Genomic DNA, 26,502 nt, shown 5'->3' with positions numbered 1-26,502 from the left:
ACACCCCGCAGGCCGGGGGGGGATGCCGCACCGAGCAACGTTTGTGGTTGCCCAGCGCGTTGTCTACAGGGCGGGGGGCGCCCGGGGCGCCGCCCGGCCCCGACCCGGCGGTGGGTCGCGCCGCGGCGTGTGTCGCCGGGCTGCTGGGTGGCTGTCCTCGGTCAGCTGCACCACTCGCCGAGCACCTCGCGGTCAGCACGATCGGATCCGGGGAGGCATCTGGTCCGAGGTGGGGCGGCTCACGCCACCTTGCGGGCCCTCAGGGGATGATGCGCGCGGCGCGGTACCGCTCGACGTAGCGGAAGAAGCTGTCGCGGGAGTCGCGGCTCTGGGTGAACCCGGCCTTGCGGCTCTTGTTCATGTCGGTCAGCACCTCGATCTCGCGGCCGAGGTCGCTGTCGGTGTGCCACCAGGAGGCGATCCGGCCGAGGTCGGGCTCGACCAGCCGGTGCGCTGCGGCGATCTGGGCCCAGGCATCCTCGGTGCCGGCCATGCTCTCGGTGAGGGGGCGGATCCGCCCGTCGTAGCCCTCCCACTCCAGGCCGAAGTGGGCAGCGATCTGCGGCCAGAGCCAGCGCCAGCGGAAGACGTCGCCGTTGACGGTGTTGAATGCCTGGTCGTGGCCCGACTCGGTGATGGCGGCCCAGATGATCTGGTCGGCCAGCAGGTCGGCGTCGGTCACGTCGGTCACGCTGTTCCACTGGGTGCTCGACCCGGGGAAGATGAACGGCCGCCCCAGCTGCTTGCAGATCGCGGCGTACGCCGAGAGCGTCAGCACCATGTTCATCGCGTTGCCCACGGCGAAGCCGAACACCGTGTGTGACCGGTGGACGCTCCAGGTGAAGCCGGCGCGGGCGGCGGCCGCGAAGAGTTCGTCCTCCTGCGCGTAGTAGAAGTTCGGGGCGTCCAGGCGGGGCTCGTCCTCGTGGAAGGGCGTGTCGGGCATCTCGCCCTGCGCGTAGGCCTCGAAGGGGCCGAGGTAGTGCTTCAGCCCGGTCATCAGCGCGACGTGTCGCACCGATCCGGCCGGCTCGAGCGCCTGGAGCACGTTGCGGACGGCGGCGCCGTTGACCGCGATGTTCTCCGCCTCGGTGGCCTGCCGGGTCCAGGCGGTGATGGCGACGAGCTCGGGCGACAGGCCGTCCAGCGCGGTGGTCAGTCCCGCGGGGTCGGCCAGATCCGCCTGCACGGGGTGCACGCCCGGGCCGGGGGCCCGCCCGCTGCGGGAGAGCCCGTGGACCTCCCAGCCCTGCTCGGTCAGTCGCTCGGCCAGGTTCTGGCCGACGATCCCCGTGGCGCCCACGACGAGGGCCGGTCGAGGACGGGTTGTTGCAGTCACGTGTTCGTGGACTCCTGTCGGTGGTACACGCCGCCGGGTGACCCGGCGAGGAGTTGCCGGGGCCGGTGGACGTGTCCCGCCGAGCGTCGCACCACCGCGGGTTCAGCGCATGGTGAGGTGGGCGACGACGAGGTCGCCGGGCAGCTTCCGCTGGGGGTGTCCGGGTCAGAAGGCGTGCGGGCCGAAGCGTTCGACGGCGAGGAAGACCGTGAGAGCCAGCAGCACCACGTTGACCACCACGTTGGGGATCTCGCGGCGGCGGGTGTGGACGACGATTGCGCCGATCATCAGGATCGCCAGGCCGGTCGCGGCCAGTGGCACCAGCACGGTCGCGACGTCGACCAGGGCGGGCAGCACGAGGCCGACGGCCCCCAGTACCTCGACGGCACCGAGGGCCTTGACCGCACCGTCGCTGTAGCCCTCCGCCCAGCCCTGGCCGGAGGAGACGAGCTTCGCCCGCGGCTGGGTGAGCTTCATCAGCCCGGCGGCGAGGAAGGCGACGGCCAGGACGGCGGCGATGGTCCAGAGGAGAGCGTTCATGGTCCCTGTTCTCGGTGGTGGGAGTCCGGGCGGTTGACGCCGGAGAGGTACTTGCGCCTGCAAGTACCCAAGCACCAACTGCTTCGCCGTGCAAGTACCCTTCGGGTGTGACCCAGCCCGTACCGCCGCTCGACACGCAGGAGGAGGCGCTCCTGCGTGCTTTCGCGCGCGTGTGGACCCTGCTACCGCGCTCGTTCGAGGCCGACCTGCTGCGCGAGCACGACTTGCTGCTCGGGGAGTACTTCGCGCTCATGAACCTGTCCGAGTCGCCCGGCCAACGGCTGCGGATGAGCGAGCTGGCTGCGGCGGCGCCCATGTCGCTGAGCGGCATGACCCGGGTCGTCCAGCGACTCGACGCGGCCGGGTTCGTGCGACGTGAGCGGTCGGCGGAGGACGGCCGCGGCTGGGACGCGGTGCTCACCCCCGCCGGCCTCATCCGACTGCAGGAGTGCTGGCCTACCCATCTGGCCAGCGTCCGTCGGCACCTGTTCGACCAGCTGGCCGGCGCGGACCTGTCGGTCCTGACCGGGATGCTGCGGCAGCTGATCCGTGGCAACGAGAAGACCCCGGGGGAGAGTGGCAGCGGTTCCTGCTCCTGACGGGACCGGCCGTGCCCGAGCTCCTCGGCGGACCTTCCCCGAGTTGTGCACCCACGACGCCGCCCGGGTGCGCGCCGAGCGGTTCGCGCGGGTGAGGGGGCACGTCGGCTCGAAGACGGCCGGTGGTGAGCTTCAGCGAAGTCGACGCCGGCGGGGCTCACCTCGTGGAGCTGCGGGCCCTCCCCAGGGGTGGGGTCGGGCAGGTCGACGACGTCTACGGCTCCCCGACGAGCGACCGGCGGACAGTGGTGTCCGAAGCGCACTCCGGTAGCCACCACGGCGCGAGCGACGGGTGGGCCGTGCACCACGCTTCGGTCTGCCCATGATCAAACCCCCTCTGGCCCTGGGTCTGCGGTCGGCCGGAGTCGTGCGGGGACGTGCTGGGCCACCGGCTCCGGGGATGTTCGTCCTGCCCCCGGAGCCGGTCGCCGTCAGGCGACGATCTTGGCGGTCATCTGGGCCAGTCGGCGGCCCTGGTGGCGGGCGGCCTCCAGCTCGGCCTCGGACGCGGTGGCCGACTGGCCACCGGAGGCGGTGGAGGAGCCGTAGGGGTTGCCGCCGGCGGCGAACAGCAGCGGGTCGGTGTAGCCGGGCGGCACGATGACCGCGCCGAAGTGGCTGAAGATGTTGAAGAAGGTGAGGATCGTGGACTCGTTGCCGCCGTGGACGTTCTGCGCGCTGGTGAAGGCCGTGGCCCCCTTGTTCGCCAGCTTGCCGGTGAACCACAGCCCGCCGAGGGTGTCGATGAACTGCTTCATCTGGGCGGCCGGGGTGCCGAAGCGGGTGGGGGAGCCCAGGGCGTAGCCGTCGGCCCACTCCATGTCGGCGGGGGTGGCCTCCTGCACCTCGCCGGCGGTGGTGTCGACGTGGGCCTGCCACAGCGGGTTGGAGGCGATGGCTCCGGCCGGGGCGGTCTCCGGCACGCGGCGGAGCCGGACCTCGGCACCGGCCTGGGCGGCACCCTCGGCGACGGCGGCGGCGAGCTGGTGCACGTTGCCGGTGGACGAGTAGTAGATGACTGCGATCTTGGTCATGGTGGTCCTCCAGGTTGCGTTCCGTGGATCTTGAGCATCCTCATGTGGCAGTGCGGGCTCTTCGACGTCAGCTGTCGGAGCCAGTGGCCAGCGACACCCACGGGTTCCCGACGATCACGTCGAACACCGGTTGCAGCACCGACTCGCCGCCCGACAGCACCGCCACCATCCAGGCGATCGCCGCGCCGAAGCCGGTCACCGCGAGGCCGACGCGCACCGCGGTGAAGGCCCGTGACCGGCTCATCAGCACGACCAGCGGCAGCACCTCGACGCCGCTCGTGACCAGCACCAGTCAGGCCTGAGTTGCGAGGGCCGGCGCGGGGTCGACGAGGACCGGCTGGGCGCTGGGGCCGTGAGGCCGGCGGTGGACGGCCGAGGTCAGCCAGCGGCGGCGCTGTCGAAGCGGATGACCACCTTGCTCGATGCGCGGGCGTCCGCGGCGCGGTCGAAGGCGGAGACGGCGTCCCCGGCAGCGAAGAGGTCGGTCACGACGCTGCCCAGAGCCGGCGTGGCATCGAGCATCGCGATGGCCTCGTCGAGCTCGCCGTCGAAGCGGAACGACCCCCGTACGTCGATCTCCCGGCTGACCACCGCCGACAGGTCGTAGGGCCGGGCCTCGCCGGGCAGGATGCCCACCTGCACGACCACCCCGCCGCGGGCCACCGACCGGATCGCCTGGTCGAGGGCCGCCGGGACGCCGGCGCACTCGAGGACGACGTCGAACTCCTCGGCCGGGATCGTGTCGACGCCGGACCGGAACGTCCGGCTGACCCCCAGGGGGGCGCCGCGTTCGAGCGGTTCGGCGAGGACGTCGCAGAGGGCGACGTCGGTCGCGCCGGAGGCCACCGCGGCTCCCGCGACGAGCAGCCCGATCGGGCCCGCTCCGCTGACCAGGACGGAGCGCCCGCGCACCCCGCCTGCCCGGTTGAGCGCGTGCAGCGCGACCCCGAGTGGCTCGGCGAGCACTGCCCGCTCCAGCGGCAGCGATGCCGGCAGCACGCGGACCTGATCCACCCGGGCGGTGAACAGGTCGCTCATCGCGCCCTGCGTGTGCGGCAGCGTCGCGGCACTGCCCAGGTACCGGGTGTTGGGCCAGACGCTGGGCCGGTGCTCCAGCCCAGGGAGCCGCTGCCCGGGTGTGGCCGGGTGGAGGGTCACCGGTGTGCCCGTTGCCAGGGCAGCCCCAGGGTCCGTCGCTTCCCGGCCGTCCCGCAGGACGCGGCCCACCACCTCGTGCCCGACGACCAGCGGCTCGCGGACCTCGAAGGCGCCGACCCGGCCCGATCGGTAGTAGTGCAGGTCCGATCCGCAGACCCCGGCGTAGGCGATCTGGATCTGGATCTCGTCGGGACCGGGGGCGCGGGGCGTGCGCTCCTCGACCCGCAGGTCCCCGGCTCCGTGGACGACAACTGCTCGCATGTCCGTCTCCTCTCTCAGACGACCGCGGTCATGCCGCCGTCGACGTACAGGACCTGGCCGTTGACGAAGTCGGCCGCGGGGGAACACAGGTAGAGCAGCGTGCCCACAAGGTCCTCGACCTCGCCCCAGCGGGCCGCCGGGGTCCGGTTGCGCACCCAGGCGGAGAACTCCTCGTCGTCCACGAGCGCCTGGGTCAGCTCGGTCCGGATGTAGCCGGGGGCGAGGGCGTTGACCTGGATGCCGGACCCGGCCAGCTCCGCGCACAGGCCCCGGGTGAGCATCACGATGCCGCCCTTGCTCGCGGCGTACGGGGTGATGTTCGGGCGGGCCAGCTGGCTCTGCACCGACCCGATGTTCACGATCTTGCCCCGGCCGGCGCCGACCATGCCGCGGGCGACCTGCTGGGCGACGAGGAAGGGAGCGGTCAGGTTGACCGCGATGACGTCGTCCCAGTCCGCCGCGGGGAACTCCAGCAGCGGGTGTCGCCGCTGGATGCCCGCGTTGTTGACCAGGATGTCCACCGAGCCCAGCGTCGCGACGACCTCGGCCACCCCGGCCCGCACAGCGCTGGGGTCTGTGACGTCGAACGCCACCGCGTGCACGTCCGCGCCGGTCTCCGCGGCGAGCGCATCGGCTGCCTGACGGCATCGCATCGGGTCGTTCCCGTGCAGGACGACGGTGCATCCGGCGCGGGCCAACCCGGACGCCAGGGCCAAGCCGATCCCGCGACTGGATCCGGTGACGAATGCCGTCCGCCCACTGATGTCGAACGGCTGCTGGGTGGTCATCTTCCTGGTTCCTCCGAGCCTTGCGGGGATGGCGTCGGTACCGCTGTGACGGCACCGCGACGGCGTGCTGACGTCGAGCCGTCAGTTGATGCTGGTGGCTTCCCACGCGGGAGCGACCATCGGGTTGGACAGCTGCGTGACGGCCTCCCGCAGCGCGGCCACGATCGCGTCGCGGTGTTCCACGCCCAGGATCGGTGCGACAGGGGAGTCGATGGTGGAGACGCCGATGGCGAGGGTCTGCTCGCCGCTGTGCCGGGCGGGGATGGTCATCGCCACCCCGACGACGGTGGGGAAGACCTCTCCCTCGTCGAGTGCGTACCCCCGTGCCCGTGTCGCAGTCAGCTTGCGCTGCAGCTGCTCGAGGGTGGTGGCCGACCGGGAGGTCAACCGGGGGAAGGGGGTGGCGCCGGCGTACCGCGCGGCGACCTCGTCGGGCGGGAGCTCGGCCAGGAGGGCATTGCCCACCGCGGTCAGGGAAGCCGGGAACCGGTCCCCGATCCCCGCGGACAGGCGCAGGGGGGCACGCCCCTCGTGCCGGGCGAGGTAGAGCACGTCGATGCCGTCGAGGACGGCGATCTGCACCAGTTCGCGACTCAGCGCCGGGGACTCCGAGCAGATCCGGTAGAACTCACGGACCTGGTCGAAGCTGGCCAGGTAGGCGCCGCCGAGCTCAACCGTGCGCCGGCCGAGCACGTAGCCGGCGCCCCGTCGCTGGACGAGCCCGGACTCCTCCAGGACGGTGCAGACGTTCAACGTCGACGACTTGGCCGCGCCGAGTTCCCGGGCGATGTCGGCCAGGGACTGCGGAACACCCCTGGCCTGGGCCAGGTAGCTCAGGATGTGCACTGCCCGCGAGACGGCGGGTGCCGGACTGCCACCGGTGTCCTCGGTCATGTCGTCCTCTCTTGCCTGCGCCGTGGTTGTGGGATGCCCACCGAACCGGTGCCCCGGCCAGCGGTGATCGCAATCGCCGATCAGTAGAACTCGACGACGTCCACGATGTTGCGCATCCGTCGGCCGGCCAGGTGCGCGTCGAGGTTGTGGAGGAAGAGCTCCGCGATGAGCCGCTCCTCCGATGCCGAGTTCGCGGCCGTGTGCGGGCTGATGACGACGTTCGGCAGCGACCACAGCAGGCTGTCGGTGGGCAGGGGCTCGACCGCGAAGACGTCGAGGGCGGCGAAGCCGATGTGCCCGGTGCGCAGCCCGTCCACCAGGGCAGGCTCGTCCAGGACCGTGCCGCGACCCACGGAGACGACCGTTGCACCGGGGCGCAACCGGGTGAGGACGTCGGCGCTGACCATCCCCTCGGTCGCGGCCGTGCCGGGCAGGGTGATCACCAGCGCGTCCGCTTTCGCGGCGACTGCGGCGAGCTCCGCGGGGGAGGCCAGGGTGTCCACCCCGTCGACCCGGTCGGTGCCCCGCTTGACCCCGATCACCCGCGCACCCAGCGACGAGGTCACCCGGGCGACCTCGCGACCGATCGCGCCGAGGCCGACCACGACCACGGTCTGGTCCCGCAGCTGGGCCATGGGCCACCGGCCGCTCCACTCCCGCTGCGTCTGCTGGGTGAGGAGCCGGGGGAGGTGCTTCGCGCCGGCCAGGAGTCCGAACAGGGCGAACTCGGCCAACGGTCCGGCGTGGACGCCGGCCGAGGTGGTGAAGACGACGCGCGCCAGCTCGTCGGCGGTCAGCCCCGCCGCCTTCACCTGCGCCCCGCCGCCGGCGGCCATCGTCTGCACCCAGCGGAGACCCGGATTGGCACGGACGGCTCTGCGCAGCGCGGCAGGCGCGGAGTCCGGGATGCCGTACAGCACGTCGGCGGAGTCGACCAACGACTGGAACTCCTGCTGCGCGCTCCGGTCACGCTGGAAGGCGGGGTCCCCGTCGAAGTCGGCCGGCCAGCGCATGGGTGCGAGCAGGGCCGCCTCACGCACCAGCTCGACGCGGGAATCCCCGGCGCGCAGGAACTCGTACACCTCGTCGGCCATGGGAACGGCAACGACGACCCTCGGGCGCTCCTGGCCCATCATGATCCCCCGATCCAGAACTGGGCGCCGGTCGCCTGCGAGCCGCCCGATTGTTCACTACCTTGAACGCTGTTCAGCACCCTAGACGAATGGTTGGTCACATGGCGCAACTGCAAGGTCCGGTCCCTGTCGCCGTCGGAGTGATCGGACTCGGGGGGGGGGGGGGGGGGGGGGGGGGGGGGGGGGGGGGGGGGGGGGGGGGCGGGGGGTGGGGGGGGGGGGGGGGGGGGGGTTGTTGCGGGGGGGGGGGCCCCCCCCCCCCCCCCCCCCCCGGAACGCGATCGCCGGCCTGCCGCCCGGCTCGACCGTGCACGTCACCGCACGCGACCGGACGAAGATCCAGGACGTGCTGGCGGCCGGGGCGCACTGGCACGAGACCGCCCGCGAGGTGGGTGCCGCCGCCGACGTGGTGGTCCTGATGGTGCCGGACATGCCGGAGGTGCAGGAGCTCCTGGACGGTGCGGACGGGCTGCTCGCCGGCCTGGCCGCCGACTCGGTCGTGGTGATCAGCTCCACCGTGTCGCCGGAGGCCGTGCGCCGGCTCGGGGCGGAGCTGGCCGAGCGTCCGGGCGGCCCGGTGCACGTCGTCGACGCGCCCGTGAGCGGGGGCGAGGAGGGGGCCACCGCCGGCACGCTGTCGATCATGGTCGGCGGTGCGGACGAGGCGGTGGCACGGGTGCAGCCGGTGCTCGGGTCGTTCGGCCGCCCGGTGCACCTCGGCCCGCTGGGCTCCGGGCAGGTGGCCAAGGCCTGCAACCAGATGATCGTGGCGGCCACCGTGCTCGCACTGGGCGAGGCGTCCGTCGTCGCCGAGCGGGCCGGGCTCGACGTCGCCCAGATGCTCGACCTGCTCTCCGGCGGCTACGCCGCCAGCCGGATCATGGAGGTGAAGAAGCGTCGGTTCGCCGAGCACGACCACAGCCCGTCCGGTGCGGCCCGGTTCATGGTGAAGGACCTGACCTTCGCCGTCGACGAGGCCCGTGGCTCGGGCACCGCCACGCCGCAGACCGACGTCCTGCTCGACGTCTTCACCCGGCTGACCGAGCAGGGACTGGGGGACCAGGACACCGCCGTCGTCCAGGCGTTCGTCGAGGGCCAGCAGCGGTCCGACGGCTGACCGTCGCGCGCGCCGACCGGTGGCTCCGGTGCCGGGGGCCGGTCGGCGGGCGCGACGAGGACCCCGGCTCACCCCTCCGCCGGTCCGAGGGCGGCGAAGTGGTCCGGTCCCACCTCCACCAGCGCGTGGTCGGCGGTCCGCCAGCTGTCGTCGACCGGCGTCGGCTGCAGTCGGCTCAGCGAGCGGCGTTCGGACTCGTCGACCACCGGGACCGCCTCCAGCAGGATGCGGGTGTACGGGTGCGCCGGTTGGTCGAACACCCGCTCCGCCGCCCCGATCTCGACGATCCGCCCCCGGTGCATGACCGCCACGCGGTCGCTGACCATCCGCACCACCGCCAGGTCGTGCGACACGAACACCAGGGAGAGGTCCGAGCTCTCGCGGATGTCGAGCAGCACGTTGAGCACCCGGGCCTGGACCGACACGTCGAGCGAGGCGACCGGTTCGTCGCACACGATGATCTTCGGATCCACGGCCAGCGCGCGGGCGATCGAGATCCGCTGGCACTGCCCGCCGGAGAACTCGTGCGGCCGCCGATCGCCGACCATGTCCACGCTCATCCCGACCTGCTCGAGGGCCTTGGCCACCCGGGGGCCGACCTCGGCCCGGGGGACGCCCTGGATGGTCAGGCCCTCGGCGACGATGTCGACGACCTTGCGCCGCGGGTTGAACGAGGAGACGGGGTCCTGGAAGATCATCTGGATGTCCCGGCGCAACGGCCGCATCTGCCGTGCGCCCAGCCCGAGCAGCTCCCGGCCCTGGTAGCGCACCGATCCGGACTGCGCGGGCGGCAGCTGCAGGATCGCCCGCCCGGTCGTCGTCTTGCCGCAGCCGGACTCTCCGACGAGCCCGAGGGTCTCCCCGGGCAGGACGTCGAAGGACACCCCGCGGACGGCGTCGACCCGTCCCGACGGGGTCTTGAAGGAGCACCGGAGGTCCTGGACGCTCAACAGGGCGCCCTCGCGCAGGCCGGGAGCGGCCGGAGTCACCGTGGTCGCCGTGCTCATGCCGACATCTCCTCCGACTCCTGTGCCGCAGCCCAGCGGGCGCGGTCGCGCCGATCGGCCTCCTCGGCGGGCACGATCGGGTCGTAGACGCTGGGCGGCGGCCCGGCGAGGGTGGGCAGCCGGGTGCGGGCGGGCGTGTCCAGCCGCGGGATGGCCCGCAGCAGCGCCTCGGTGTAGGGGTGCTCGTGGTGGCGGAAGATCCGGTCGGTCGGGGCCCGCTCGACGACGCGACCGCCGTACATGACGAGCACCTCGTCGGTCCGGCCGGCGACCACGCCCAGGTTGTGGCTCACCAGGACCATGGCCATCCCACGCTCGGCCTGCAGCCGCTGCAGCAGGTCGAGGATCTCCTTCTGGATGGTCACGTCCAGCGCGGTGGTCGCCTCGTCGGCCACCAGCAGGTCCGGCTCGCAGGTCAGGGCCATGGCGATCATCACTCGCTGGCGCATGCCCCCGGAGAACTGGTGCGGGTAGTCGTCGAGCCGTGCCCCGGGGTCGGGGATGCCGACCTGGCCGAGCAGGTCCTGGCAGAGCGCCCGTGCCTGCTTCTTGGACAGCCCCAGGTGCATGCGGGCGGCCTCACCCATCTGCCGGGCGATCGGCACGACGGGGTTGAGCGAGGTCATCGGGTTCTGGAAGACCACGCCGACCCGCCGGCCGATGAGCTGCCGCTTGGCCTTGGGGTCCATGGTCTCGAGGTCCTCGCCGGCGTACGCCATCCGGCCCCCGACCCGGGCGCCCGACGGCGTCAGGCCGAGGACGCAGCGCAGGGTCATCGACTTCCCCGACCCGGACTCCCCGACGATGCCGAGGGTGCGACCGCGGTCGACGTCGAGCGAGACCCCGCGCAGGATGTGCGCCAGCCCCTGCGGGGTCGGGATGTCCAGGGTCAGGTCGTCCACCTGGAGGAGGGGCGACTGCGACTGCTGTGCGTCCTGGTTCACAGCTGGGCCTCCCGGGCGTCGGAGCGGTTGCCGTAGTGGTTGCCTACGGTGTTGAACGCGAAGACCGTGAGGAAGAGCGTCACCGCCGGGCCGAGGATGACGATCGGGTAGTCGCGCATGGTGTCCGCGCCGGCGGCGATCATGCCGCCCCAGCTGGGGGTGGGCGGCGGGATGCCGTAGCCGAGGAAGCTCAGCGACCCCTCGACGATGATCGCCGTCGCCATGGTGATGGGAACGATCGCGCCGAGCACCGGCACCAGGTTGGGCAGCAACTCCCGGATCATGACCCGCGAGCTGCGCGCGCCCAGCGCCTTCGCCGCCAGCACGTACTCCCGGCTGGCGTTGGCGATGACCGCGCCCTTCGTCACCCGGATGTACGTGGTGGCCAACGCGACGCCCAGGGCGATGGTGAGACCGCGCAGCGTGGCGCCGATCGCGGACACCAGGGCCAGCAGGAGGAGCAGCGGGGGGATGGAGGCCAGCGCGTTCGCCACCACGTTGGTCACCGACTCGGCGAACCCGCGGTAGTAGCCGCCGACCATGCCGAACAGCAACCCGATGACCAGCGCGATGAGCGTGGCGAAGACGGCGACGACGAGTGACACGCGGGCGCCGTAGACGATCCGGGCCAGGTTGCTGCGCCCGACGCTGTCGGTGCCGAGCAGCCCGCCGACCGACAGGTCGGGGTCCTGGGCGAACCGGCCGATCCGGACCCCCGGTTCCGGGAGCCCGGGGAGGATCGGCGCCAGGACGGCGGCCAGCACGAGCAGGGCCAGCCAGCCGATGCACACGTAGACCAGCAGCTTCCCCCGGAGGCTCCGGCGGCGTCGGGCCGGTGCGCCCGCCGCGAGCGTGGCACTGGTCGACTCCGGTGGTGCGGTGGGTGGCTCGCGGTGCGTCGACGAGGTCATGGTCACCTCACGCTCACTCGGGGGTCGATCCGGGAGTACGCGAGATCGACCAGGATGAAGATCAGCACATAGGCGACCACGGAGATGGCGACGATCGCCTGGATCATGTTCATGTCCTTGATCGAGACGGCGGCGATCGCCTCGTAGCCCAGCCCGGGGACTGAGAAGAAGTACTCGACGATGGCAGCTCCGCCGAGCAGCCGCCCGAGCGAGAGGCCCATGACGGTGACCAGCGAGGACAGTGAGGGCCGGAGCGCATGCCGGGTCAGGACGTAGCGCTTGGACAGCCCCTTGGTGCGGGCCACCAGCACGAAGTCCTCCCGGAGCGTGCCGCCGAGATCGGCGCGGATCACCCGGTAGAAGAAGGCCGCCTCGAACAGGGCCAGGGACAGTGCCGGTAGGAACGCGTACTCGAGGTTCTGCGCGAGGTCGTCGGTCGGGGGGACCCAGCCGGTGGCGGGGAAGGCCCCGAGCCAGACCACGAAGACCAGCGACACCAGGACGACCGAGACGAAGGACGGGATGCACAGCAGCGCGGAGCTGAGCCCGTCGAGCGTGCGGTCCAGCCAGCCGCCGACCTGGCGGACGGCCACGAGGGCGAGGACGACCGAGGCCACCAGGGCCATGAGCATGGCCAGGAGGGCCAGCTCGGCGGTCACGGCGAGCCGCCGGAGGACCACCTCGCTGACGGGTTCGTTGGTGAACAGCGTGGTCCCGAGGTCGCCCTGCAGGGCGCTGCCCAGCCAGTCGACGTAGCGTTCCGCGACCGGGCGGTCGTAGCCGTAGCGCTCGTTGAGCGCCGCCACCCGCTCCGGGGTGGCCTGGTCACCCAGGATCGCCTGCCCGGGTGAGCCGGGGATGAACTCGGCCAGCGCGACCGCGCCGAAGGTGACGACGAGCAGGACGGGGATCCCGTAGAGCAACCGTGATCCCACCGCTCGGAGTGTGGGGTGCATGCTGTGCGGCCTCCAGGGAGCCGGCTGATCCGAACCCGGCCTGGCCGCGGGCGAGCGGCCAGGCCGGGTTCGGAGCGGAGGGGGACTCTTACTCGGTGACGAACAGCCGGTCGAGGTACAGGGCACCCCGGCCCATGGCCTCCAGGCCGCCGACCTCGGTCCGGTGCAGGAACGCCCGCTCGTCGGCGCCGAACACGGCGATCGGGACCTGCTCGACGTAGATCCGCTGGATCTCCGCCATCGCGTCGGCGAGCTCCTCGTCGCTCGCGGCGTTCTGCGCCGCGTCGAGCGCTGCGGCCATCTCCGGGGAGTCGAAGTTGGAGAACGACTCGGTCCCCGCGGGGTCGAAGAGGTTGCCCATGGCGATCTGCGGGCTGGCCAGGTCGAACACTCCCGGGTACGGGGTGATGTCGAAGTCGTCGTTGGCCCCGGCGGCGGTGCGCCAGTCGCCCAGCGCGACCTGTTCGACGGTGACGTTGAGACCCTCGAGCTGGCGTAGTGCCGACCCGATGAACTCGCCCACGCGCACGTTCTCGGGAGCCTGGGGGATCAGGATCGTGACGTCCATCGAGACGCCGTCGGCGGCGACCTCGTCGATGAGGGCCTGCGCCTCCTCGAGGCCGCCCTCCGGGAGGGTCAGGGACTCGTCGTAGAAGGGTGAGGTCTCCGGGAACAGGGTGGTCGTCCCCTCGGCCGACGCGTCCTGGGTGAGGGTCTGCAGCAGCTCGGTCGGGTCGATCACCATCGCGGCCGCCTGGCGCGCCCGCACGTCGCTGAACGGCTCCGCGGTGGTGTTGAAGACGTAGCTGCGGATGCCACCGGAGGTGACGGAGTAGGTGTCCACCGCGGGGTTGTCGGCCTGGTCGGCCCACTGGAAGGGGTAGCCGTTCATGATGTCGGCACCGCCCTGGATGACGGTCTGGATGCGCTGCGCCGGGTCGCTGATGATCGACAGGTTCAGCGTCTCCAGGTGCGGCTCGTCCTCGGACCAGTAGTCCTCGTTGGCCGTGAGGGTCTCCCCGATCGCCGGGTCGGTGGACTCGAGGACGAACGGGCCGGCACCCACCGGGTCGGTGTAGTTCTCGCCCTGCGCCTCGAGCGCGGCCGGTGACGCCACGAACGGGATGGTCTCCGCGATGCGCAGGTCGAGGATGGGATCCGGCTCGGCAACGGTCAGCCGCAGCGTGGTGTCGTCGACGACCTCGCTGGTGAACGAGCCGGCGATGTCGGCACCGGCGAGGTCCGAGCCGGCGATGAGGTCCCAGTTGTACTTGACCGCGGCGGCGTCCAGCGGCTCGCCGTCGGTGAAGGTCAGGCCCTCGCGGAGGGTCAGGGTCCAGGTGGCGCCGTCGTCGTCGCTCTCCAGGCTCTCGGCCAGCCCCGGCTGGACCTGCCCGTCGACGTCGACCGTGATCAGCGCGCCGTAGACGGCGTAGAGCCGGTCCCAGAACAGCCCGGGCAGGGTGCCGGCGGGCGAGGTGGGCATCCAGCTGGCGATGGGCCCTGCGGTGACGATGGTGAGTTCACCGCCCTCCTGCGGTTCACCTCCCGCTGCACTGCCCGAGCCGCCGTCGTCGCCGCCGCAGGCGGTGAGCACCAAGGCGGCGGCAACCGCTCCCGCGGCCGCACGCGCCGGTCGTCCGGACTGGGGCCGATGGCACTTCCATCGAGGGAACATGAGGGCCTCTCCTGCTTCGTCGTCGTCGTCGAAGGTGGTGCGGCTCCGCTCCCTCTCAGCGTGCGCCCGAAGGCGCCCTGGAAGGGATCCGTGCCGTCGATCCGGCAGCGCTGTCTGCACGGGCCCGCTGGTGGTGGACCCGGGATCCCGACGTGGCGTGTGCCACATCGAACGGGGTTCAGCATGCAGAACGACGTCCACTCACGCAACGGTGACTTGGTGGCCCCTGTTGCCGGAGGTGGACTGCGTGGGCACTTCTGCACCACCGATCCGGGAGTTAATGTCCAGGTCAGAGCCCTGTGGGGAGCCCGGATCGCGCGCAGGTGCCGGTTCGGTAACGACTGTGACCTGTTGCATCTTCTCGCCGAGCTGTTGTGTACTACCGCCGTTCGGCCGATCAGGTCGGCATCCCCAGACCACCGTTGCGAAGGGTGTCCCGTGGCCAAGAAGAGTCTCAAGGAAGTACTGACCCAGGCTGATTCGTGCGTCGTCGCGCCGTGCGTCTACGACTGCGCGTCAGCCCGCGCGGTGGAGATGGTCGGCTTCCCCGCGGTCATGCTCAGCGGTGGCGAGCTCTCCATCGCGATGAACGGCGTCATCGACTACGGGTTCACCAACCTCACCGACATCGAGTGGATGACCAGCCGGCTGACGCAGACGTGCGCGCTCCCGGTCGCTGCCGACATCGAGGACGGCTTCGGTGGGCCGCTCGCGGTCTACCGAAGCGTCCGCCGGATGGTCCAGGCCGGTGCCACCGCCCTCCAGCTCGAGGACGCGGGCAACATGGAGGAGTCGGTGGACCTGCTACCGCGCGAGGAGTACTACGCCAAGGTCCGCGCCGCGCTCGCTGCGATGGAGGGCTCCGACTGCATCCTCATCGCCCGTACGAACGCCGACCCCGCCACGCAGCTGGACGAGGGGGTCGAGCGCATGCGCATGGCGGTCGAGCTCGGTGCGCAGATGACCACCGTGGTCAAGCTGACCAACCTCAAGGACGCCGCGTACGTCGCCGAGCGGGTGCCCGGCTGGAAGATGTACCCCGACGTGGCCGGCGCCGACGGCGTCCCGGAGGTCACCGTCGACGAGATCTACCCGCTCGGGTTCAACTTCCTGACGATGCACTACACCCTCAAGGCAGCCATGGACGGCATGCTGGAGCACGGGCGCAAGAACTTCGAGCAGCAGGGCTCGCTCTACACCTGCGACAAGGACGACGCCACCGGCATCAAGGGGATGAGCGCCACCCCGCTGTTCGACCCGCAGAGCTACATGGAGCTGGAGAACCGGTTCTCCGGGGGCGACAAGGAGTACACGATCGTCGGCAAGTCCGTCGACGAGTTCCCGGAGGGGTTCGTTCGCACCTCGATCGAGGACCGTCTCTGACCCAGTGCGCCGCCTGGGCCGAACGGCTCCGGGTAAGCCGTTCCGGGAGGAGTCGCCATGAGCGCCCCTGACCTCCGCCAGCACGTCTACGCGGTGTTGCGCGACAAGTTGATCAACTGTGAGTACCGCCCCGGGGCGATGCTCAACGAGACCGACCTGTCCGTGGACCTGGGGGTCAGCCGGACCCCGGTTCGCGAGGCGCTGCACCGCGTCGAGCTGGAGGGACTCGTCCGGATCGTCCCGCGGCGGGGGGTCCAGGTCGCCCCGGTGCTGCTGGCCGACATCGAGCAGATCTTCCAGGTGCGGCTGGAGGTGGAGCCCATCGCGCTCCGTCTGGCGGCGGGGTCGCTCCCGGCGGAGGAGCTGCGCTGGTACCGCAGGCAGCTGGCGCGAACCGACCTGGACCCGAAGGCGGCCTTCGGCCTGGACATGTCGATGCACCTGTTCTTCATCGGCCACTGCGGCAACCGCCACATCATGGACATGATGCGGCGGGTGTTCGACGGCAACCGCCGGGCCGTGATCCACACCCGGCAGGACGAGCTGCGCATCCACGACGCGCGCGACGAGCACGTGCAGATCCTCGATCTGCTGCTGGCCCGGGACGTCGAGGGCGCCTGTCGGGCCCTGCGGCAGCACATCGTGTGCTGCCGCGACGCGGCCATGGAGTTCTACGTACGTCACTTGGACCGTGGCGAGACAGCAGCCGAATCCGCCCCGGCCGGATCCGCCGTCGGGCCGACCTGACGCCTCCCGTCCCGACCTGACGCCTCCCGTCCCGACCTGACGCCTCCCGTCCCGACCTCCGCCGTGGCGACGGTCGGGACGGGGGGCGCCCCGGTCGCCTCCGGACCACCCATCACCCCCACGGAAGTGGAGTCACCCGTGACACGCATCGTGTCCTTTTTCGGCGACCGGTCCCCGGTGTTCGCCGAGCTCAACGAACGGGCCCGGCAGTACGCCGCCGGCCTGGGCCTCGACTACGAGTGGGCCGTACAGGACCCGTACGACCGGGACCTGGTGGTCCAGGCGCTGCGCACCGCGGACGTGGGCATCATCGACGTCCAGCCGTTCGGCGAGGAGATGTTCTCCCAGGTCGGCGAACGCCTGCAGCTGCTGGTCCGCTTCGGCGTCGGCTACGACAACGTCGACCTGACGGCCGCCGGCCGGCACGGCGTCGCGGTGGCCCGCACCACCGGTGCCAACACCTGGGGCGTCGCCGAGATGGCGCTGACGCTGATCCTCGCCGGCCGCCGGCGCGTGCTCGAGCTCACCGCCGGTGTCGCGTCCGGCCAGTGGACCCGCCGGGTCGCGGGCGAGACCGTGCAGAGCACGGTCGGCATCGTGGGGTTCGGCTCCATCGGCCGGGCGCTCGCCACCCTGCTGACCGGCTTCGGTACGACCGTCCTCGTGCACGACCCCGTCGTCCCCGACGAGGCGGTCCGGGCCGCGGGAGCCGTGCCGGTGGCCCTCGACGACCTGCTCGCCAGCTCCGACGCGGTCAGCCTGCACGTCCCCTACGGGCCGGCGACCCACCACCTGATCGACGCGAAGCGCCTCGGGCTGATGAAGCCCGACGCCGTCCTGGTGAACACCTCCCGGGGCGGTGTGGTGGACGAGGACGCGCTCGCCGACGCCCTGGCCGGTGGCCGGCTCGGCGCCGCCGGGCTCGACGTCTTCGAGACCGAGCCCCTACCGCTGGACTCACCGCTGGTGGGCCTACCCAACGCGGTGCTCACCCCACATTCCTCCAGCCAGACCCTCCAGTCCCTGTGGCGGATCTACGCGATGGCGATCGAGATCGCCGCCGACGTGACCGGCGGCGCGGGTTCGCCGCACGTCCTCAACGCCGACGCGCTCGCGGGTCGCTGACCGGCCCCCACCCGCACCCGCACCCCCGCTCCAAGCACCACGTAGGCACCCCCGACCACGCCGTTCGAGCCCGGGCGCACCGCCGCCCCGGGAGATTGCGAGTCACCATGTCCGAGCCGATCACCCGACCCACCCCCGACCCCGGCCTGCTCTACATCGGAGGGGAGTGGGGCGAGGCCGCAGCTGGCGGCCGGCTGGACGTGGTCGACCCGTCCACGGGGCAGGTCGTGACGACCGTGGCCGACGCCACCGGGGCCGACGTCGACCGGGCCGTCGCGGCAGCCCGCACCGCGTTCGACACGGGGGAGTGGGCTCGCACCTCGCCCCGCGACCGCGCCCGCGTGCTCCACCGCGTCGCCGATCTCATCCGTGAGCACGCGGCAGAGCTGACCGCGCTGGAGAGCGTCGACGTCGGCAAGCCCGTGTCCCTCTGCGCCGCCGTCGACGTCAACACCGCGGCGGAGACCTACGAGTACTACTCGGCGCTGGCGCAAGGGCTGGACGGGGCGGTTCGCCCGCTGGGGCTCCCGTCGCACGCGTACACCCGGCGGGAAGCCGTCGGCGTGGTCGCCGTCGTCACCCCGTTCAACTTCCCGCTGATCCTGAGCAGCGCCAAGATCGCACCGGCGCTGGCCGCCGGCAACAGCGTGGTGCACAAGCCGGCGCCCGACACGCCGCTGTCGGCGCTGCTCATGGCGCGCATCCTCACCGAGGCGGGGGTGCCGGCGGGAACCGTGAACGTGCTCACCGGGGCGTCCCCCGAGATCGGGGAGGCGCTGGTCGCGCACCCGGGCGTGGACAAGGTCACCTTCACCGGGTCCACGGGCGTCGGGCGGTCGGTCGCCGAGGCCGCCGGCCGCTCGCTCACCCCCGTCACCCTGGAGCTCGGCGGCAACGCGGCCCAGATCGTCTTCGACGACGCCGACCTCGACAAGGCCGTCGGCGCGGTGATCAAGGGCTTCGTCTTCAACACCGGCCAGTTCTGCATGGGCGCCCCGCGCCTGCTCGTCGCCCGGCCGCTGCACGACACCCTGGTCGGCATCCTCACCGGCGCAGTGCCCGGCGTCCCCGTCGGGGACCCCTTCGACCCGGCGACGGTGATCGGGCCGATGGCCGCCGAGCGGCACCTGGAGAACGTCGAGCGGTACGTCGACATCGCGCAGCAGGACGGCGGGAAGATCGTCACCGGTGGCCGGCAACGGGAGGGGGCGGGCTGGTTCTACGAGCCGACGGTCATCACCGGCCTCCCGAACCACTCCCGGGCCGTGCAGGAGGAGATCTTCGGGCCGGTCGTCACCGTGCAGGCCTTCGACACCGAGGACGAGGCCGTCGAGCTCGCCAACAGCACCCCCTACGGCCTCGCCGCGGGGCTGCACACCACGGACCTCGCCCGGGCACACCGGGTCGCGGCCCGGCTCGAGGCCGGCATCGTCTGGGTCAACGAGTGGGCGCTGCTGGACCCGGCCATGCCGTTCGGCGGCGTGGGCGACTCCGGGTTCGGCCGCGAGAACGGCCCGGAGGGCCTCGAGCCCTACACCCGCACCAAGTCCGTGATCATCTCGCTGGCCTGACCGGCCGCGACCTCCAGAGGAGCACATCATGACCACCACCACTGCGGCCGTCATCGAAGCCGGTGGCGCCGAGTTCACCCTCTCCGACGTCGAGCTGTCCGACCCCCAGGCCGGTGAGGTCCGCGTCCGGGTCGTCGCCGCCGGGGTCTGCCACACCGACCTGACTGCCGCGTCGGGTGCCCTGCCCTTCCCGCTGCCCGGCGTCCTGGGGCACGAGGGGGCCGGCGTCGTGGAGGCCGTCGGCCCAGGCGTGGAGCGGGTCGCCGTGGGTGACCGGGTCCTGCTGTCCTTCACCTCCTGCGGACGGTGCGAGAACTGCCGGGACGGGCACCCCGCCTACTGCGTGGCCTGGCTGCCGATGAACCTGATCGGCGGCGCCCGGCTCGATGGCACCAGCCCGATCCGCCGGGACGGCGCCGACCTCGGCGGGCACTTCTTCGGCCAGTCCAGCTTCGCCCAGCAGGCGATCGTCGACGAGCGCAGCCTGGTCAAGGTCGCCGGGGACGCTCCGCTGGAGCTCCTCGCTCCGCTGGGCTGTGGCGTCCAGACCGGGGCCGGGGCGGTGTGGAACGTGCTGAACCCCCGCCCCGGTGCCCGGCTGCTCGTGACCGGGGCCGGAGCCGTCGGCCTGTCGGCCGTGATGGCCGCAGCCCTGACCCCTGCCCGGCAGATCATCGCCGTCGACCGGGTGTCCGGGCGGCTGGAGCTGGCCCTCGGCGTCGGTGCGACGCACACCATCGACACCTCGGGTGCCGATCTCGCGGAGGCGGTCGCCGAGCTCACCGGCGGGCACGGCGTGGACGGCGTCGTGGAGACGACCGGCAACGTGGAGGTGCTGGAGGCCGCAGTGCGCAGCCTGGCCGTCCGGGGGACGGCGGTCATGGTGGGAGCGCCGGCCTTCGGCAGCACCGCGGCCGTGGACGTCAACTTCATGCTCCCGGGTCGCAACGTCGTCGGCCTGACGCTCGGTGACAGCGAGACCGAGACCCTCATCCCCGTGCTCGCCGACCTCGTCGCCAGCGGACGGCTCCCGGTCGAGAAGCTGATCAAGCACTACGGGTTCGAGGACATCAACGCCGCCGTCGCGGACATGAAGTCCGGCGCGACCATCAAGCCCGTGCTGACCTTCTGACGGCCCGGGGTCGGCCCGGTGCCCGGGACGATTCGCGGGCACCGGGCCGGCCGACGGTGCGTGGGCCAGGTGCAGGTCCGGCAGCGGATCGGCGGCCGCGGTCACACCTCCGCCGGGAGGTCATGCACCGGGAGCGGCCCGGGCGTCCGGTCACGACCGGGCGGCGCCCCTTCGACGGGCCGCCCGGGACGGCGGAAGACGAGGAGGCGCTGGGCCAGGTAGCTCACGGCGAGCAGCAGCCCCTCGGTGAGCAGCTTCGCCGGCAGCAGGGCGAGCCCGCCCCCGGTGAGGGCGGAGAGCACGGCGTAGTTCGCGCCCAGCAGGAGCACGACGAGCGTGCCGTACCGGACGGCCGCCGCACCGGGAGCCCGCCGATCGGGTGCTGTACCGAAGACCAGGCGCCGGTTGACGAGGAAGTTGACGCCCGAGCTGACCGCTCGGGCGCCCACCACCGACAGCAGGAGCGTGCCGGTGAGCGCGTGCAGGGCCAGCAGCGCGATCGTGTCGACCAGGAAGGCGCTGAACGACGAGAGGAGGAACGTCAGCAGGGGCGCGTAGACCCGCAGCGAGTCGACGAGCGGGCGGAAGTGCGAGGAGGCGTTGCCCTCGAAGTAGATGGTGGCGATCTCGATCTCCTCGATCGGCAGCCCGCGGCGGGCCGCCTGCAGGAGGACGACGAGCTCGTACTCGAACCGGTCACCCGCCACCGACAGCAGCCACGGCAGCATCGTGGCCGGGTGTCCGCGGAGCCCGGTCTGGGTGTCCTGCAGCCGGCGGCCGGTGGCCAGCCGGAAGAGGACCCGGGGCGCTGCGTTGCCGACCCGGCTGCGCGCGGGGACGACGCCGGTGAACCGTCGGGCGCCGAGGACCACCGCGTCGCGGCTGCGCACCCGGTCGGCGACGCGGAGGACGTCGACGGCACGGTGCTGGCCGTCGGAGTCCGCGCACACCACGTCCTCACCCGGCCAGTTCCGGGCGACGAACGCGAAGCCGGTCCGCAGGGCAGCGCCCTTGCCCCGGTTGACCGCGTGCTCCAGCACCTGGCAGCCCATCGTGCGGACCACATCGAACTGGTGGGCGTGGCGGGGGCCGCTGCCGTCGTCCACGACGACGAGGCGGATCCCGGGGGCGGCGCTCAGCAGGGAGGCCACGACGTCCGGGAGCCGGCCATCGGATTGGTAGGCGGGGATGAGGACGATCACGGCGGGCGCCTCAGCCCGCGATGTAGAGGATGTCGGAGGTGCCGCGTTCCGTCCCCTTGCCGAGGGGGTCGTTGACCACCTCGCCGTCGAAGTACATCGTCGAGGAGCCGCCGCCGTCGATGTTGTAGGCGGTGGCGGCCCCCAGGTCCTGGAAGATCTCCGCCAGCTCGGTGAGCGTGACGCCCTCGCTGTAGCCGGGGCTGCGGCCGTCGACGACGACGAACACGAGGTGGTTGGCGTCGATGACGCCGACGGCGGTGCGGGGCTGGTTGCCCTGGATGGAGTGGTTGCCGATGTTGGTGTCGACCTCGACGTCCTCGATCCCGTCGACGACCTCGCCGTCCTCGAGGATGGCCGGGCCGAAGGACAGGGTGTTCCAGACGCCGTCGGCCACCAGCTCGTCGGCGGTGGTCTCCGTCTCGTCGTAGACCTGGACGGTGCCGTCGCGGAGGAAGGCCAGCCCCTGCCGGGCGCCCTCGTCGCGGTACACCACGCCGTTGCGGATCACGATGCCGGTGTCTCGGAAGCCGTAGTAGTCGCCGTTGACGGCGAAGACCGCGCCGTTGTCCTCGGCGATGTCCGAGGTCTCGTCGATGATGTTGGTCCCGAACTGGTTCTCCGCGAAGCGGACTGCAGCACCGTGGCGTCGGTGAGGGTCACCTCGGCCACGTAGTAGGTGACCGTGCTGTCGCCGCTGCCGGTGACCACGGTGGAGAGCTCGACCGTGGCGCCGTCGGAGGTGTAGGAGCTGCCGGTGACGGTGCCGCCGGTGGACAACGCGGAGGCGTCAGCCCCGCCGGACTGCGCTGCCTCGTAGGCGGCGACGTCGGAGATCTCGACGTGGTCGATGACGAACCGGTCCAGGGCCCAGGCCGAGCCACCGCCGGCGGCCACCGTCAGGGCGGTGGCGCCGGCGATGACGGCGCGGCGGATCCGGTGCTTGCGGGGTCGGGCGTTCTCCGGCATGCCGTCAGTTGTGACGGAGCTGGTGTGGCGGCCACGGGCCGGGGCTGTGCGGCCGCTGAGGACCGGACGGTGCCCCAAGACGGTGCCGCCGGAGTCCAGGAGTTGCCGCACCACCACGCCCGCCGCCACGGCACCGACGGCGTTGAGGACGGCGTCGAGCGGGGACACCACGCGGCCCAGCGGCAACGCCCACTGCAGCAGCTCGATCGCCGTACCTGCGCCGAGGGACATCCCGGCCAGGCGGTCCAGCCGCCGGGTCGCGGGCCGCCGCGCGACGACGAGCGCGGCCGGCACCACGAGCAGGCCGAGGTTGCCCGCCAGTTGGACGACCGTGGCCTCGGAGTCCAGGCCGGAGGCGTACCACCGCAGCTCCTGGAGCGGTGATCCCCAGGCCCACCCCGTCCCGGCCGGCGTCAGCGTCAGCACGGCCACGGAGACGAGGGCGACGCCGAGCAGGAGGTGGAGGACCGCGCGGGTCCCTCCGCGGGCGCACAGCCCGTGCCGGTCGTCGTGCATGCGCCCACCGTCGACGCCACGGCTGTGCACGAGCGGAGCGTCCGCTGAGGCGGAGCGGGGGAGCGGTGGTCGGCCCGGACCGCGGGCAGCGGTTCACAGGAACCGCTGAGTCGACGCCTGGGAACAGCGCAGTTCCGCGCCGCAATGTGGCGTTCGCTCCGTCGTCGAACTCTGGAAAGTCGGATGTCCTCTTCTGTTTACCTGTACGCGGCCGATCTGCTCGCCATCGGGCTGCTCACCTTCGGGGTGTACTTCCCCCGTCACCGGCGCCGTGACCTGGTCATCGCCTACATCGGCGTCAACGTCGGGGTGCTGGCGGTCTCGGTCGCCCTGGCCGGCAGCGGCGTGGGCGCCGGGCTGGGGCTGGGCCTCTTCGGGGTGCTCTCGATCATCCGGTTGCGCTCCACCGAGCTCGACCAGCACGAGGTGGCCTACTACTTCTCGGCCCTGGCGCTGGGGCTGCTGGGTGGGCTCGGCGCGGCGGACGTCCCGCTGACCCTCGCCCTGATGGCCATGGTCGTCGTCGCCATGTACGCCGCCGGGCACCCGCGGCTGCTGCGGCGGTACCGGCAGCAGGTGATGGTCCTCGACTCCGCCTTCACCGACGAACAGGGGTTGACCGCGCACCTGGAGGGCCTGCTCGGCGCCCGCGTGCACCAGGTGACCGTCCAGCGCGTGGACCTGGTCGACGACACCACGTGGGTCGACGTCCGGTTCGAGGTCGCGCGTGAGCCCCGGTCGGCGGTGCGCCCCGCCGCATCGGCCCCTGCCGCTCCCGTCGCGCAGCACGCCGGCCGCCCGTCCGCCCCGGTGCAGCGGTGAGCGGGGGCGTCCCGGCGCTGCGGTCGGTCGCGCGCCTGCCGACCGTGGGACTCGAGGAGCTCGTCGCCCGCGCGGCGCTGCAGACCCGGATCGACCGCAAGTACGTCCTCCCGCTGGCCGGGGCCGACCAGTTCCTGGCCGACCTGGCGCGCACCGAGGAGGTGCGGGTGCTGGAGATGGCAGGGCTGCGCGCGTTCGGCTACGAGTCCCTCTACCTCGACACCCCGGAGCTGACCGGTTACCACCTCGCCGCCCGGGGGCGGAGGCGGCGGTTCAAGGTGCGCCGGCGCACGTACCTGGACACCGGGACCGCGTTCCTGGAGGTCAAGACCCGCGGGCCGCGCGGTACGACGGTGAAGGAGCGCATCCCGGCCACCGGCGACCGGCAGAGCGCGTCCGCCTTCGTCGACGACGTCCTGCAGCGGGCCGGGCTGGGCACGGTGCGCAGCGACGAGCTCCGGCCCGTGCTCCGCACCGCGTACCGGCGCACCACGCTGCACCTCCCGGCCACCGACGGCCGGGTCACCGTCGACACCGACCTGATGTGGTCCCTGCCCGGCGGCCCGGTCGCCGAGCTCGTGGGCGTCGCGCTCGTCGAGACGAAGTCCGGCTCCGCCCCGTCGGCGGCCGACCGCCGCCTGTGGCGATCGGGGCAGCGACCGAGCCGGATCTCCAAGTACGGCACCGGCCTCGCCGCGCTGCGCGGCGACCTCCCCGACAACAAGTGGTGCCCGGTCCTGCGCCGGCACTTCTCCCTCCTGACCCCCTGCTCCTCCGACGATCGGAACCTCCCGTGATCCGACTCGAGAAGACGCGCGCCGCGATGGCCGGCGCGCTCGTCGCCGCCGTCCTCGCCGGCTGCACCGCCGAGGCCGCGACGACCAGCTCCTCCGACAGCACCGCCTCCACCGTCTCCGCCGAGGAGGTGACGGCCAGCGCGGGGATCTCCGTCGAGGACGCCGTCGCCGCCAACCTGAGCACTCACGACGACGACGCCGACCACGCCTACCAGGAGGCCGAGGTGGTCGAGATCGCGCTCACCGGCGACTCGGCCGAGGCCGACTCGGACGCGGTCACCGTGTCCGACGACACCGTGACCATCACGGCGGCCGGCACGTACCGGCTCAGCGGCAGCCTGGCCGGCCAGGTCGTCGTCGACACCGAGGACGACGGGGTCGTCCGCATCGTCCTGGACGACGCGGAGATCGCCTCGTCCACGACGTCGGCCCTCGCCTTCGTGGACGCCGACATCGCGATGGTGGTGCTGGCCGAGGGGTCCACGAACACCCTCGCCGACGGGTCCGACTACGTCGTCGACGGCGCGGAGCCCAACGCGGCGCTGTACAGCGCCGCGGACCTGACCCTCACCGGGGCCGGCGCGCTCACCGTCACCGGCAACGCCAACGACGGCATCGCCAGCCAGGACGGCCTGGTGCTGGACTCGGGCACGGTCACCGTGGAGGCGGTCGACGACGGCATCCGCGGCAAGGACCACCTCGTGGTCCAGGACGCCGACGTCACGGTCGTCTCCGGCGGGGACGGCCTGAAGTCCGACAACGCCGAGGACGCCGCGGCCGGCTACGTGTACGTCGCCGGCGGATCGGTCTCCGTGACGTCCGGCGGCGACGGGCTCACGGCGGAGACCGACGTCATCGTCGGCGCCGGCACGGTGCAGGTCCGCGCGGGCGGCGGCAGCGCGGAGGCCGTGGCCGAGGACACCTCCGCCAAGGGCCTCAAGGGCACGGTGAGCGTCGTCGTCGGTGGCGGCACCGTCGACGTCGACTCCGCCGACGACGCCGTCCACTCCGACGGTGTCGTCAGCATCCAGGACGGCACCCTCACGCTCGCCACGGCCGACGACGGCGTGCACGCGGACGGCGATGTCACGATCGCCGGTGGCTCCCTGAGCGTGACGGGGTCCTACGAGGCGGTGGAGAGCGCCGTCATCACGATCGTCGGCGGGCAGCTGGACCTGACCGCGAGCGATGACGGCATCAACGTGGGCGGCGGCGACGACGGTTCGGGCCAGCAGGGTCCCGGCGGTGGCGGCGACTCCTTCGCCAGCTCGAGCGAGTACCAGCTCACCATCGCCGGGGGCACCATCGTCGTGGATTCGGGAGGTGACGGCCTGGACTCCAACGGGAGCGGCACCATGACCGGCGGCACGGTCACGGTCAGCGGGCCCACCGAGGGGGGCAATGGTGCCCTCGACGTGCAGAACGGCCTGGTCGTGAGCGGCGGCGACCTGCTGGTGACCGGCAGTTCGGGGATGGCGCAGGCGCCGGTGACGTCGTCGGAGCAGGCGTGGGTGGCCGCCACCTTCGACTCGCAGGACGCCGGCTCGACGGTGCAGATCGTGTCCGCCGACGGCACCGTGCTCGGCAGCTGGGTGGCGGGCAAGGCCTTCGCCCTGGTGACGTTCTCCTCCGCCGACGTGGAGAGCGGCGCGGAGTACACCGTCGTGGTCGACGGCGCGGAGGTGGCGACCACGACGGCCGGTGAGTTCACGGGCACCGGCATGGGCGGCGGCGCGCCCCGGGGCGGGGGTCCGCGCGGCTGATCCGCCCTCGTCCGCCCGGAACGGCGCCGCCCCTGGTCGAGCGGTGCCGTTCCCGGCGTGCTTGCCTCGGGTCGTCCGGCCGTGGGGCTGCGTCTGGGTGCGCGGTGTGCAGATCGCCG

At 72.3% G+C, this 26,502-nt stretch carries 26 protein-coding genes; 10 read left to right on the top strand and 16 right to left on the bottom strand.

Annotated elements, in window-relative coordinates; genetic code table 11:
* Positions 1-259: 259 nt before the first annotated feature.
* Both ACI79U_RS14320 and ACI79U_RS14315 read right to left on the bottom strand, forming a co-directional pair.
* On the bottom strand, positions 260-1,339 hold the full coding sequence (locus ACI79U_RS14320) for an SDR family oxidoreductase (RefSeq protein WP_457072321.1): 1,080 nt from the start codon (positions 1,337-1,339) through the stop codon (positions 260-262).
* A 165-nt stretch (positions 1,340-1,504) separates the two neighbouring features.
* A complete protein-coding gene (locus ACI79U_RS14315) occupies positions 1,505-1,879 on the bottom strand; it encodes a DoxX family protein (RefSeq protein ID WP_457072319.1) in 375 nt (124 codons plus the stop codon).
* A 107-nt stretch (positions 1,880-1,986) separates the two neighbouring features.
* Between ACI79U_RS14315 and ACI79U_RS14310 the strand changes: the two genes are divergently transcribed.
* Complete coding sequence (locus ACI79U_RS14310; protein ID WP_457072317.1) at positions 1,987-2,478, top strand: MarR family winged helix-turn-helix transcriptional regulator; 492 nt, start codon at positions 1,987-1,989, stop codon at positions 2,476-2,478.
* A 431-nt stretch (positions 2,479-2,909) separates the two neighbouring features.
* Here the strand turns inward: ACI79U_RS14310 and wrbA are convergent, their stop codons facing one another.
* From wrbA to ACI79U_RS14280, 6 genes are all read right to left on the bottom strand, one after another.
* A complete protein-coding gene (gene wrbA, locus ACI79U_RS14305) occupies positions 2,910-3,512 on the bottom strand; it encodes an NAD(P)H:quinone oxidoreductase (protein ID WP_457072315.1) in 603 nt (200 codons plus the stop codon).
* A gap of 67 nt (positions 3,513-3,579) precedes the next feature.
* Positions 3,580-3,801 carry a hypothetical protein gene (locus ACI79U_RS14300; RefSeq protein ID WP_457072313.1) on the bottom strand — a complete coding sequence of 74 codons (222 nt, stop codon included), beginning with the start codon at positions 3,799-3,801 and terminating at the stop codon, positions 3,580-3,582.
* A gap of 89 nt (positions 3,802-3,890) precedes the next feature.
* Complete coding sequence (locus ACI79U_RS14295) at positions 3,891-4,931, bottom strand: zinc-binding dehydrogenase (protein WP_457072311.1); 1,041 nt, start codon at positions 4,929-4,931, stop codon at positions 3,891-3,893.
* A gap of 14 nt (positions 4,932-4,945) precedes the next feature.
* Positions 4,946-5,719: a glucose 1-dehydrogenase gene (locus ACI79U_RS14290; RefSeq protein WP_457072309.1), complete on the bottom strand. Its 774-nt coding sequence runs from the start codon at positions 5,717-5,719 to the stop codon at positions 4,946-4,948.
* 81 nt (positions 5,720-5,800) lie between these two features.
* Positions 5,801-6,613 carry an IclR family transcriptional regulator gene (locus tag ACI79U_RS14285; protein ID WP_457072307.1) on the bottom strand — a complete coding sequence of 271 codons (813 nt, stop codon included), beginning with the start codon at positions 6,611-6,613 and terminating at the stop codon, positions 5,801-5,803.
* An 80-nt stretch (positions 6,614-6,693) separates the two neighbouring features.
* Positions 6,694-7,707, bottom strand: a complete 1,014-nt coding sequence (locus ACI79U_RS14280; RefSeq protein ID WP_457072305.1) for a D-2-hydroxyacid dehydrogenase — start codon at positions 7,705-7,707, stop codon at positions 6,694-6,696.
* Between the two features lie 346 nt (positions 7,708-8,053).
* Between ACI79U_RS14280 and ACI79U_RS14275 the strand changes: the two genes are divergently transcribed.
* Positions 8,054-8,863 (top strand): NAD(P)-dependent oxidoreductase, encoded by an 810-nt coding sequence (locus ACI79U_RS14275; protein WP_457069837.1) that lies wholly within the window; start codon positions 8,054-8,056, stop codon positions 8,861-8,863.
* 68 nt (positions 8,864-8,931) lie between these two features.
* On the opposite strand, the gene ACI79U_RS14270 is transcribed toward ACI79U_RS14275, so the two are convergent.
* The 5 genes from ACI79U_RS14270 to ACI79U_RS14250 all read right to left on the bottom strand — a co-directional run bounded on the left by ACI79U_RS14270 (position 8,932) and on the right by ACI79U_RS14250 (position 14,167).
* Entirely contained in the window at positions 8,932-9,870 is a 939-nt protein-coding gene (locus ACI79U_RS14270; protein ID WP_457069839.1) for an ATP-binding cassette domain-containing protein, read from the bottom strand.
* A complete protein-coding gene (locus ACI79U_RS14265; protein ID WP_457069841.1) occupies positions 9,867-10,814 on the bottom strand; it encodes an ABC transporter ATP-binding protein in 948 nt (315 codons plus the stop codon). The genes ACI79U_RS14270 and ACI79U_RS14265 overlap by 4 nt, the downstream gene beginning before the upstream one ends.
* Positions 10,811-11,725 (bottom strand): ABC transporter permease, encoded by a 915-nt coding sequence (locus ACI79U_RS14260; protein WP_457069843.1) that lies wholly within the window; start codon positions 11,723-11,725, stop codon positions 10,811-10,813. Before ACI79U_RS14260 ends, ACI79U_RS14265 begins: the two co-directional genes overlap by 4 nt.
* Positions 11,726-11,727: 2 nt before the next feature.
* The gene (locus ACI79U_RS14255) at positions 11,728-12,660 is read right to left on the bottom strand and encodes an ABC transporter permease (RefSeq protein ID WP_457069845.1); all 933 of its coding nucleotides are present in this window, start codon (positions 12,658-12,660) and stop codon (positions 11,728-11,730) included.
* Positions 12,661-12,769: 109 nt separating this feature from the next.
* A complete protein-coding gene (locus ACI79U_RS14250; protein WP_457069847.1) occupies positions 12,770-14,167 on the bottom strand; it encodes an ABC transporter substrate-binding protein in 1,398 nt (465 codons plus the stop codon).
* A gap of 630 nt (positions 14,168-14,797) precedes the next feature.
* On the opposite strand from ACI79U_RS14250, the gene ACI79U_RS14245 reads away from it, so the two are divergent.
* The 5 genes from ACI79U_RS14245 to ACI79U_RS14225 all read left to right on the top strand — a co-directional run bounded on the left by ACI79U_RS14245 (position 14,798) and on the right by ACI79U_RS14225 (position 20,317).
* A complete protein-coding gene (locus tag ACI79U_RS14245; protein WP_457069849.1) occupies positions 14,798-15,742 on the top strand; it encodes an isocitrate lyase/PEP mutase family protein in 945 nt (314 codons plus the stop codon).
* A gap of 57 nt (positions 15,743-15,799) precedes the next feature.
* Positions 15,800-16,489 (top strand): GntR family transcriptional regulator, encoded by a 690-nt coding sequence (locus ACI79U_RS14240; RefSeq protein WP_457069851.1) that lies wholly within the window; start codon positions 15,800-15,802, stop codon positions 16,487-16,489.
* 138 nt (positions 16,490-16,627) lie between these two features.
* Positions 16,628-17,614 carry an NAD(P)-dependent oxidoreductase gene (locus ACI79U_RS14235; protein ID WP_457069853.1) on the top strand — a complete coding sequence of 329 codons (987 nt, stop codon included), beginning with the start codon at positions 16,628-16,630 and terminating at the stop codon, positions 17,612-17,614.
* A gap of 107 nt (positions 17,615-17,721) precedes the next feature.
* A complete protein-coding gene (locus tag ACI79U_RS14230; RefSeq protein WP_457069855.1) occupies positions 17,722-19,185 on the top strand; it encodes an aldehyde dehydrogenase family protein in 1,464 nt (487 codons plus the stop codon).
* 28 nt (positions 19,186-19,213) lie between these two features.
* The gene (locus ACI79U_RS14225) at positions 19,214-20,317 is read left to right on the top strand and encodes an NAD(P)-dependent alcohol dehydrogenase (protein WP_457069857.1); all 1,104 of its coding nucleotides are present in this window, start codon (positions 19,214-19,216) and stop codon (positions 20,315-20,317) included.
* Between the two features lie 101 nt (positions 20,318-20,418).
* Here ACI79U_RS14225 and ACI79U_RS14220 read toward each other — a convergent pair whose 3' ends face one another.
* From ACI79U_RS14220 to ACI79U_RS14210, 3 genes are read right to left on the bottom strand one after another with little or no spacing between them, the layout of a single operon-like run.
* Complete coding sequence (locus tag ACI79U_RS14220; protein WP_457069859.1) at positions 20,419-21,519, bottom strand: glycosyltransferase; 1,101 nt, start codon at positions 21,517-21,519, stop codon at positions 20,419-20,421.
* Between the two features lie 10 nt (positions 21,520-21,529).
* Complete coding sequence (locus ACI79U_RS14215) at positions 21,530-22,027, bottom strand: phosphodiester glycosidase family protein (RefSeq protein ID WP_457069861.1); 498 nt, start codon at positions 22,025-22,027, stop codon at positions 21,530-21,532.
* Positions 22,024-23,001 carry a hypothetical protein gene (locus ACI79U_RS14210; RefSeq protein WP_457069863.1) on the bottom strand — a complete coding sequence of 326 codons (978 nt, stop codon included), beginning with the start codon at positions 22,999-23,001 and terminating at the stop codon, positions 22,024-22,026. The genes ACI79U_RS14215 and ACI79U_RS14210 overlap by 4 nt, the downstream gene beginning before the upstream one ends.
* A gap of 183 nt (positions 23,002-23,184) precedes the next feature.
* Between ACI79U_RS14210 and ACI79U_RS14205 the strand changes: the two genes are divergently transcribed.
* The 3 genes from ACI79U_RS14205 to ACI79U_RS14195 are packed head-to-tail and all read left to right on the top strand — an operon-like array spanning position 23,185 to position 26,383.
* Complete coding sequence (locus ACI79U_RS14205; protein ID WP_457069866.1) at positions 23,185-23,823, top strand: DUF4956 domain-containing protein; 639 nt, start codon at positions 23,185-23,187, stop codon at positions 23,821-23,823.
* Positions 23,820-24,620, top strand: a complete 801-nt coding sequence (locus tag ACI79U_RS14200; RefSeq protein ID WP_457069868.1) for a polyphosphate polymerase domain-containing protein — start codon at positions 23,820-23,822, stop codon at positions 24,618-24,620. Before ACI79U_RS14205 ends, ACI79U_RS14200 begins: the two co-directional genes overlap by 4 nt.
* Positions 24,617-26,383 (top strand): carbohydrate-binding domain-containing protein, encoded by a 1,767-nt coding sequence (locus ACI79U_RS14195; protein ID WP_457069870.1) that lies wholly within the window; start codon positions 24,617-24,619, stop codon positions 26,381-26,383. The genes ACI79U_RS14200 and ACI79U_RS14195 overlap by 4 nt, the downstream gene beginning before the upstream one ends.
* Positions 26,384-26,502 lie beyond the last annotated feature (119 nt).

This window comes from Modestobacter sp. SYSU DS0904 (assembly GCF_054051115.1).
Note: the sequence above shows the minus strand (reverse complement) of the source record. Positions and strands in the feature narration are given on the sequence as shown.

Coding starts and splice junctions, on each gene's coding strand:
- ACI79U_RS14315 (WP_457072319.1), bottom strand. CDS start 1,879: ATGAACGCTCTCCTCTGGACCATCGCCGCCGTCCTGGCCGTCGCCTTC.
- wrbA (WP_457072315.1), bottom strand. CDS start 3,512: ATGACCAAGATCGCAGTCATCTACTACTCGTCCACCGGCAACGTGCAC.
- ACI79U_RS14295 (WP_457072311.1), bottom strand. CDS start 4,931: ATGCGAGCAGTTGTCGTCCACGGAGCCGGGGACCTGCGGGTCGAGGAG.
- ACI79U_RS14290 (WP_457072309.1), bottom strand. CDS start 5,719: ATGACCACCCAGCAGCCGTTCGACATCAGTGGGCGGACGGCATTCGTC.
- ACI79U_RS14285 (WP_457072307.1), bottom strand. CDS start 6,613: ATGACCGAGGACACCGGTGGCAGTCCGGCACCCGCCGTCTCGCGGGCA.
- ACI79U_RS14280 (WP_457072305.1), bottom strand. CDS start 7,707: ATGGCCGACGAGGTGTACGAGTTCCTGCGCGCCGGGGATTCCCGCGTC.
- ACI79U_RS14270 (WP_457069839.1), bottom strand. CDS start 9,870: ATGAGCACGGCGACCACGGTGACTCCGGCCGCTCCCGGCCTGCGCGAG.
- ACI79U_RS14260 (WP_457069843.1), bottom strand. CDS start 11,725: ATGACCTCGTCGACGCACCGCGAGCCACCCACCGCACCACCGGAGTCG.
- ACI79U_RS14250 (WP_457069847.1), bottom strand. CDS start 14,167: ATGCCCACCTCGCCCGCCGGCACCCTGCCCGGGCTGTTCTGGGACCGG.
- ACI79U_RS14240 (WP_457069851.1), top strand. CDS start 15,800: ATGAGCGCCCCTGACCTCCGCCAGCACGTCTACGCGGTGTTGCGCGAC.
- ACI79U_RS14230 (WP_457069855.1), top strand. CDS start 17,722: ATGTCCGAGCCGATCACCCGACCCACCCCCGACCCCGGCCTGCTCTAC.
- ACI79U_RS14225 (WP_457069857.1), top strand. CDS start 19,214: ATGACCACCACCACTGCGGCCGTCATCGAAGCCGGTGGCGCCGAGTTC.
- ACI79U_RS14210 (WP_457069863.1), bottom strand. CDS start 23,001: ATGCACGACGACCGGCACGGGCTGTGCGCCCGCGGAGGGACCCGCGCG.
- ACI79U_RS14205 (WP_457069866.1), top strand. CDS start 23,185: ATGTCCTCTTCTGTTTACCTGTACGCGGCCGATCTGCTCGCCATCGGG.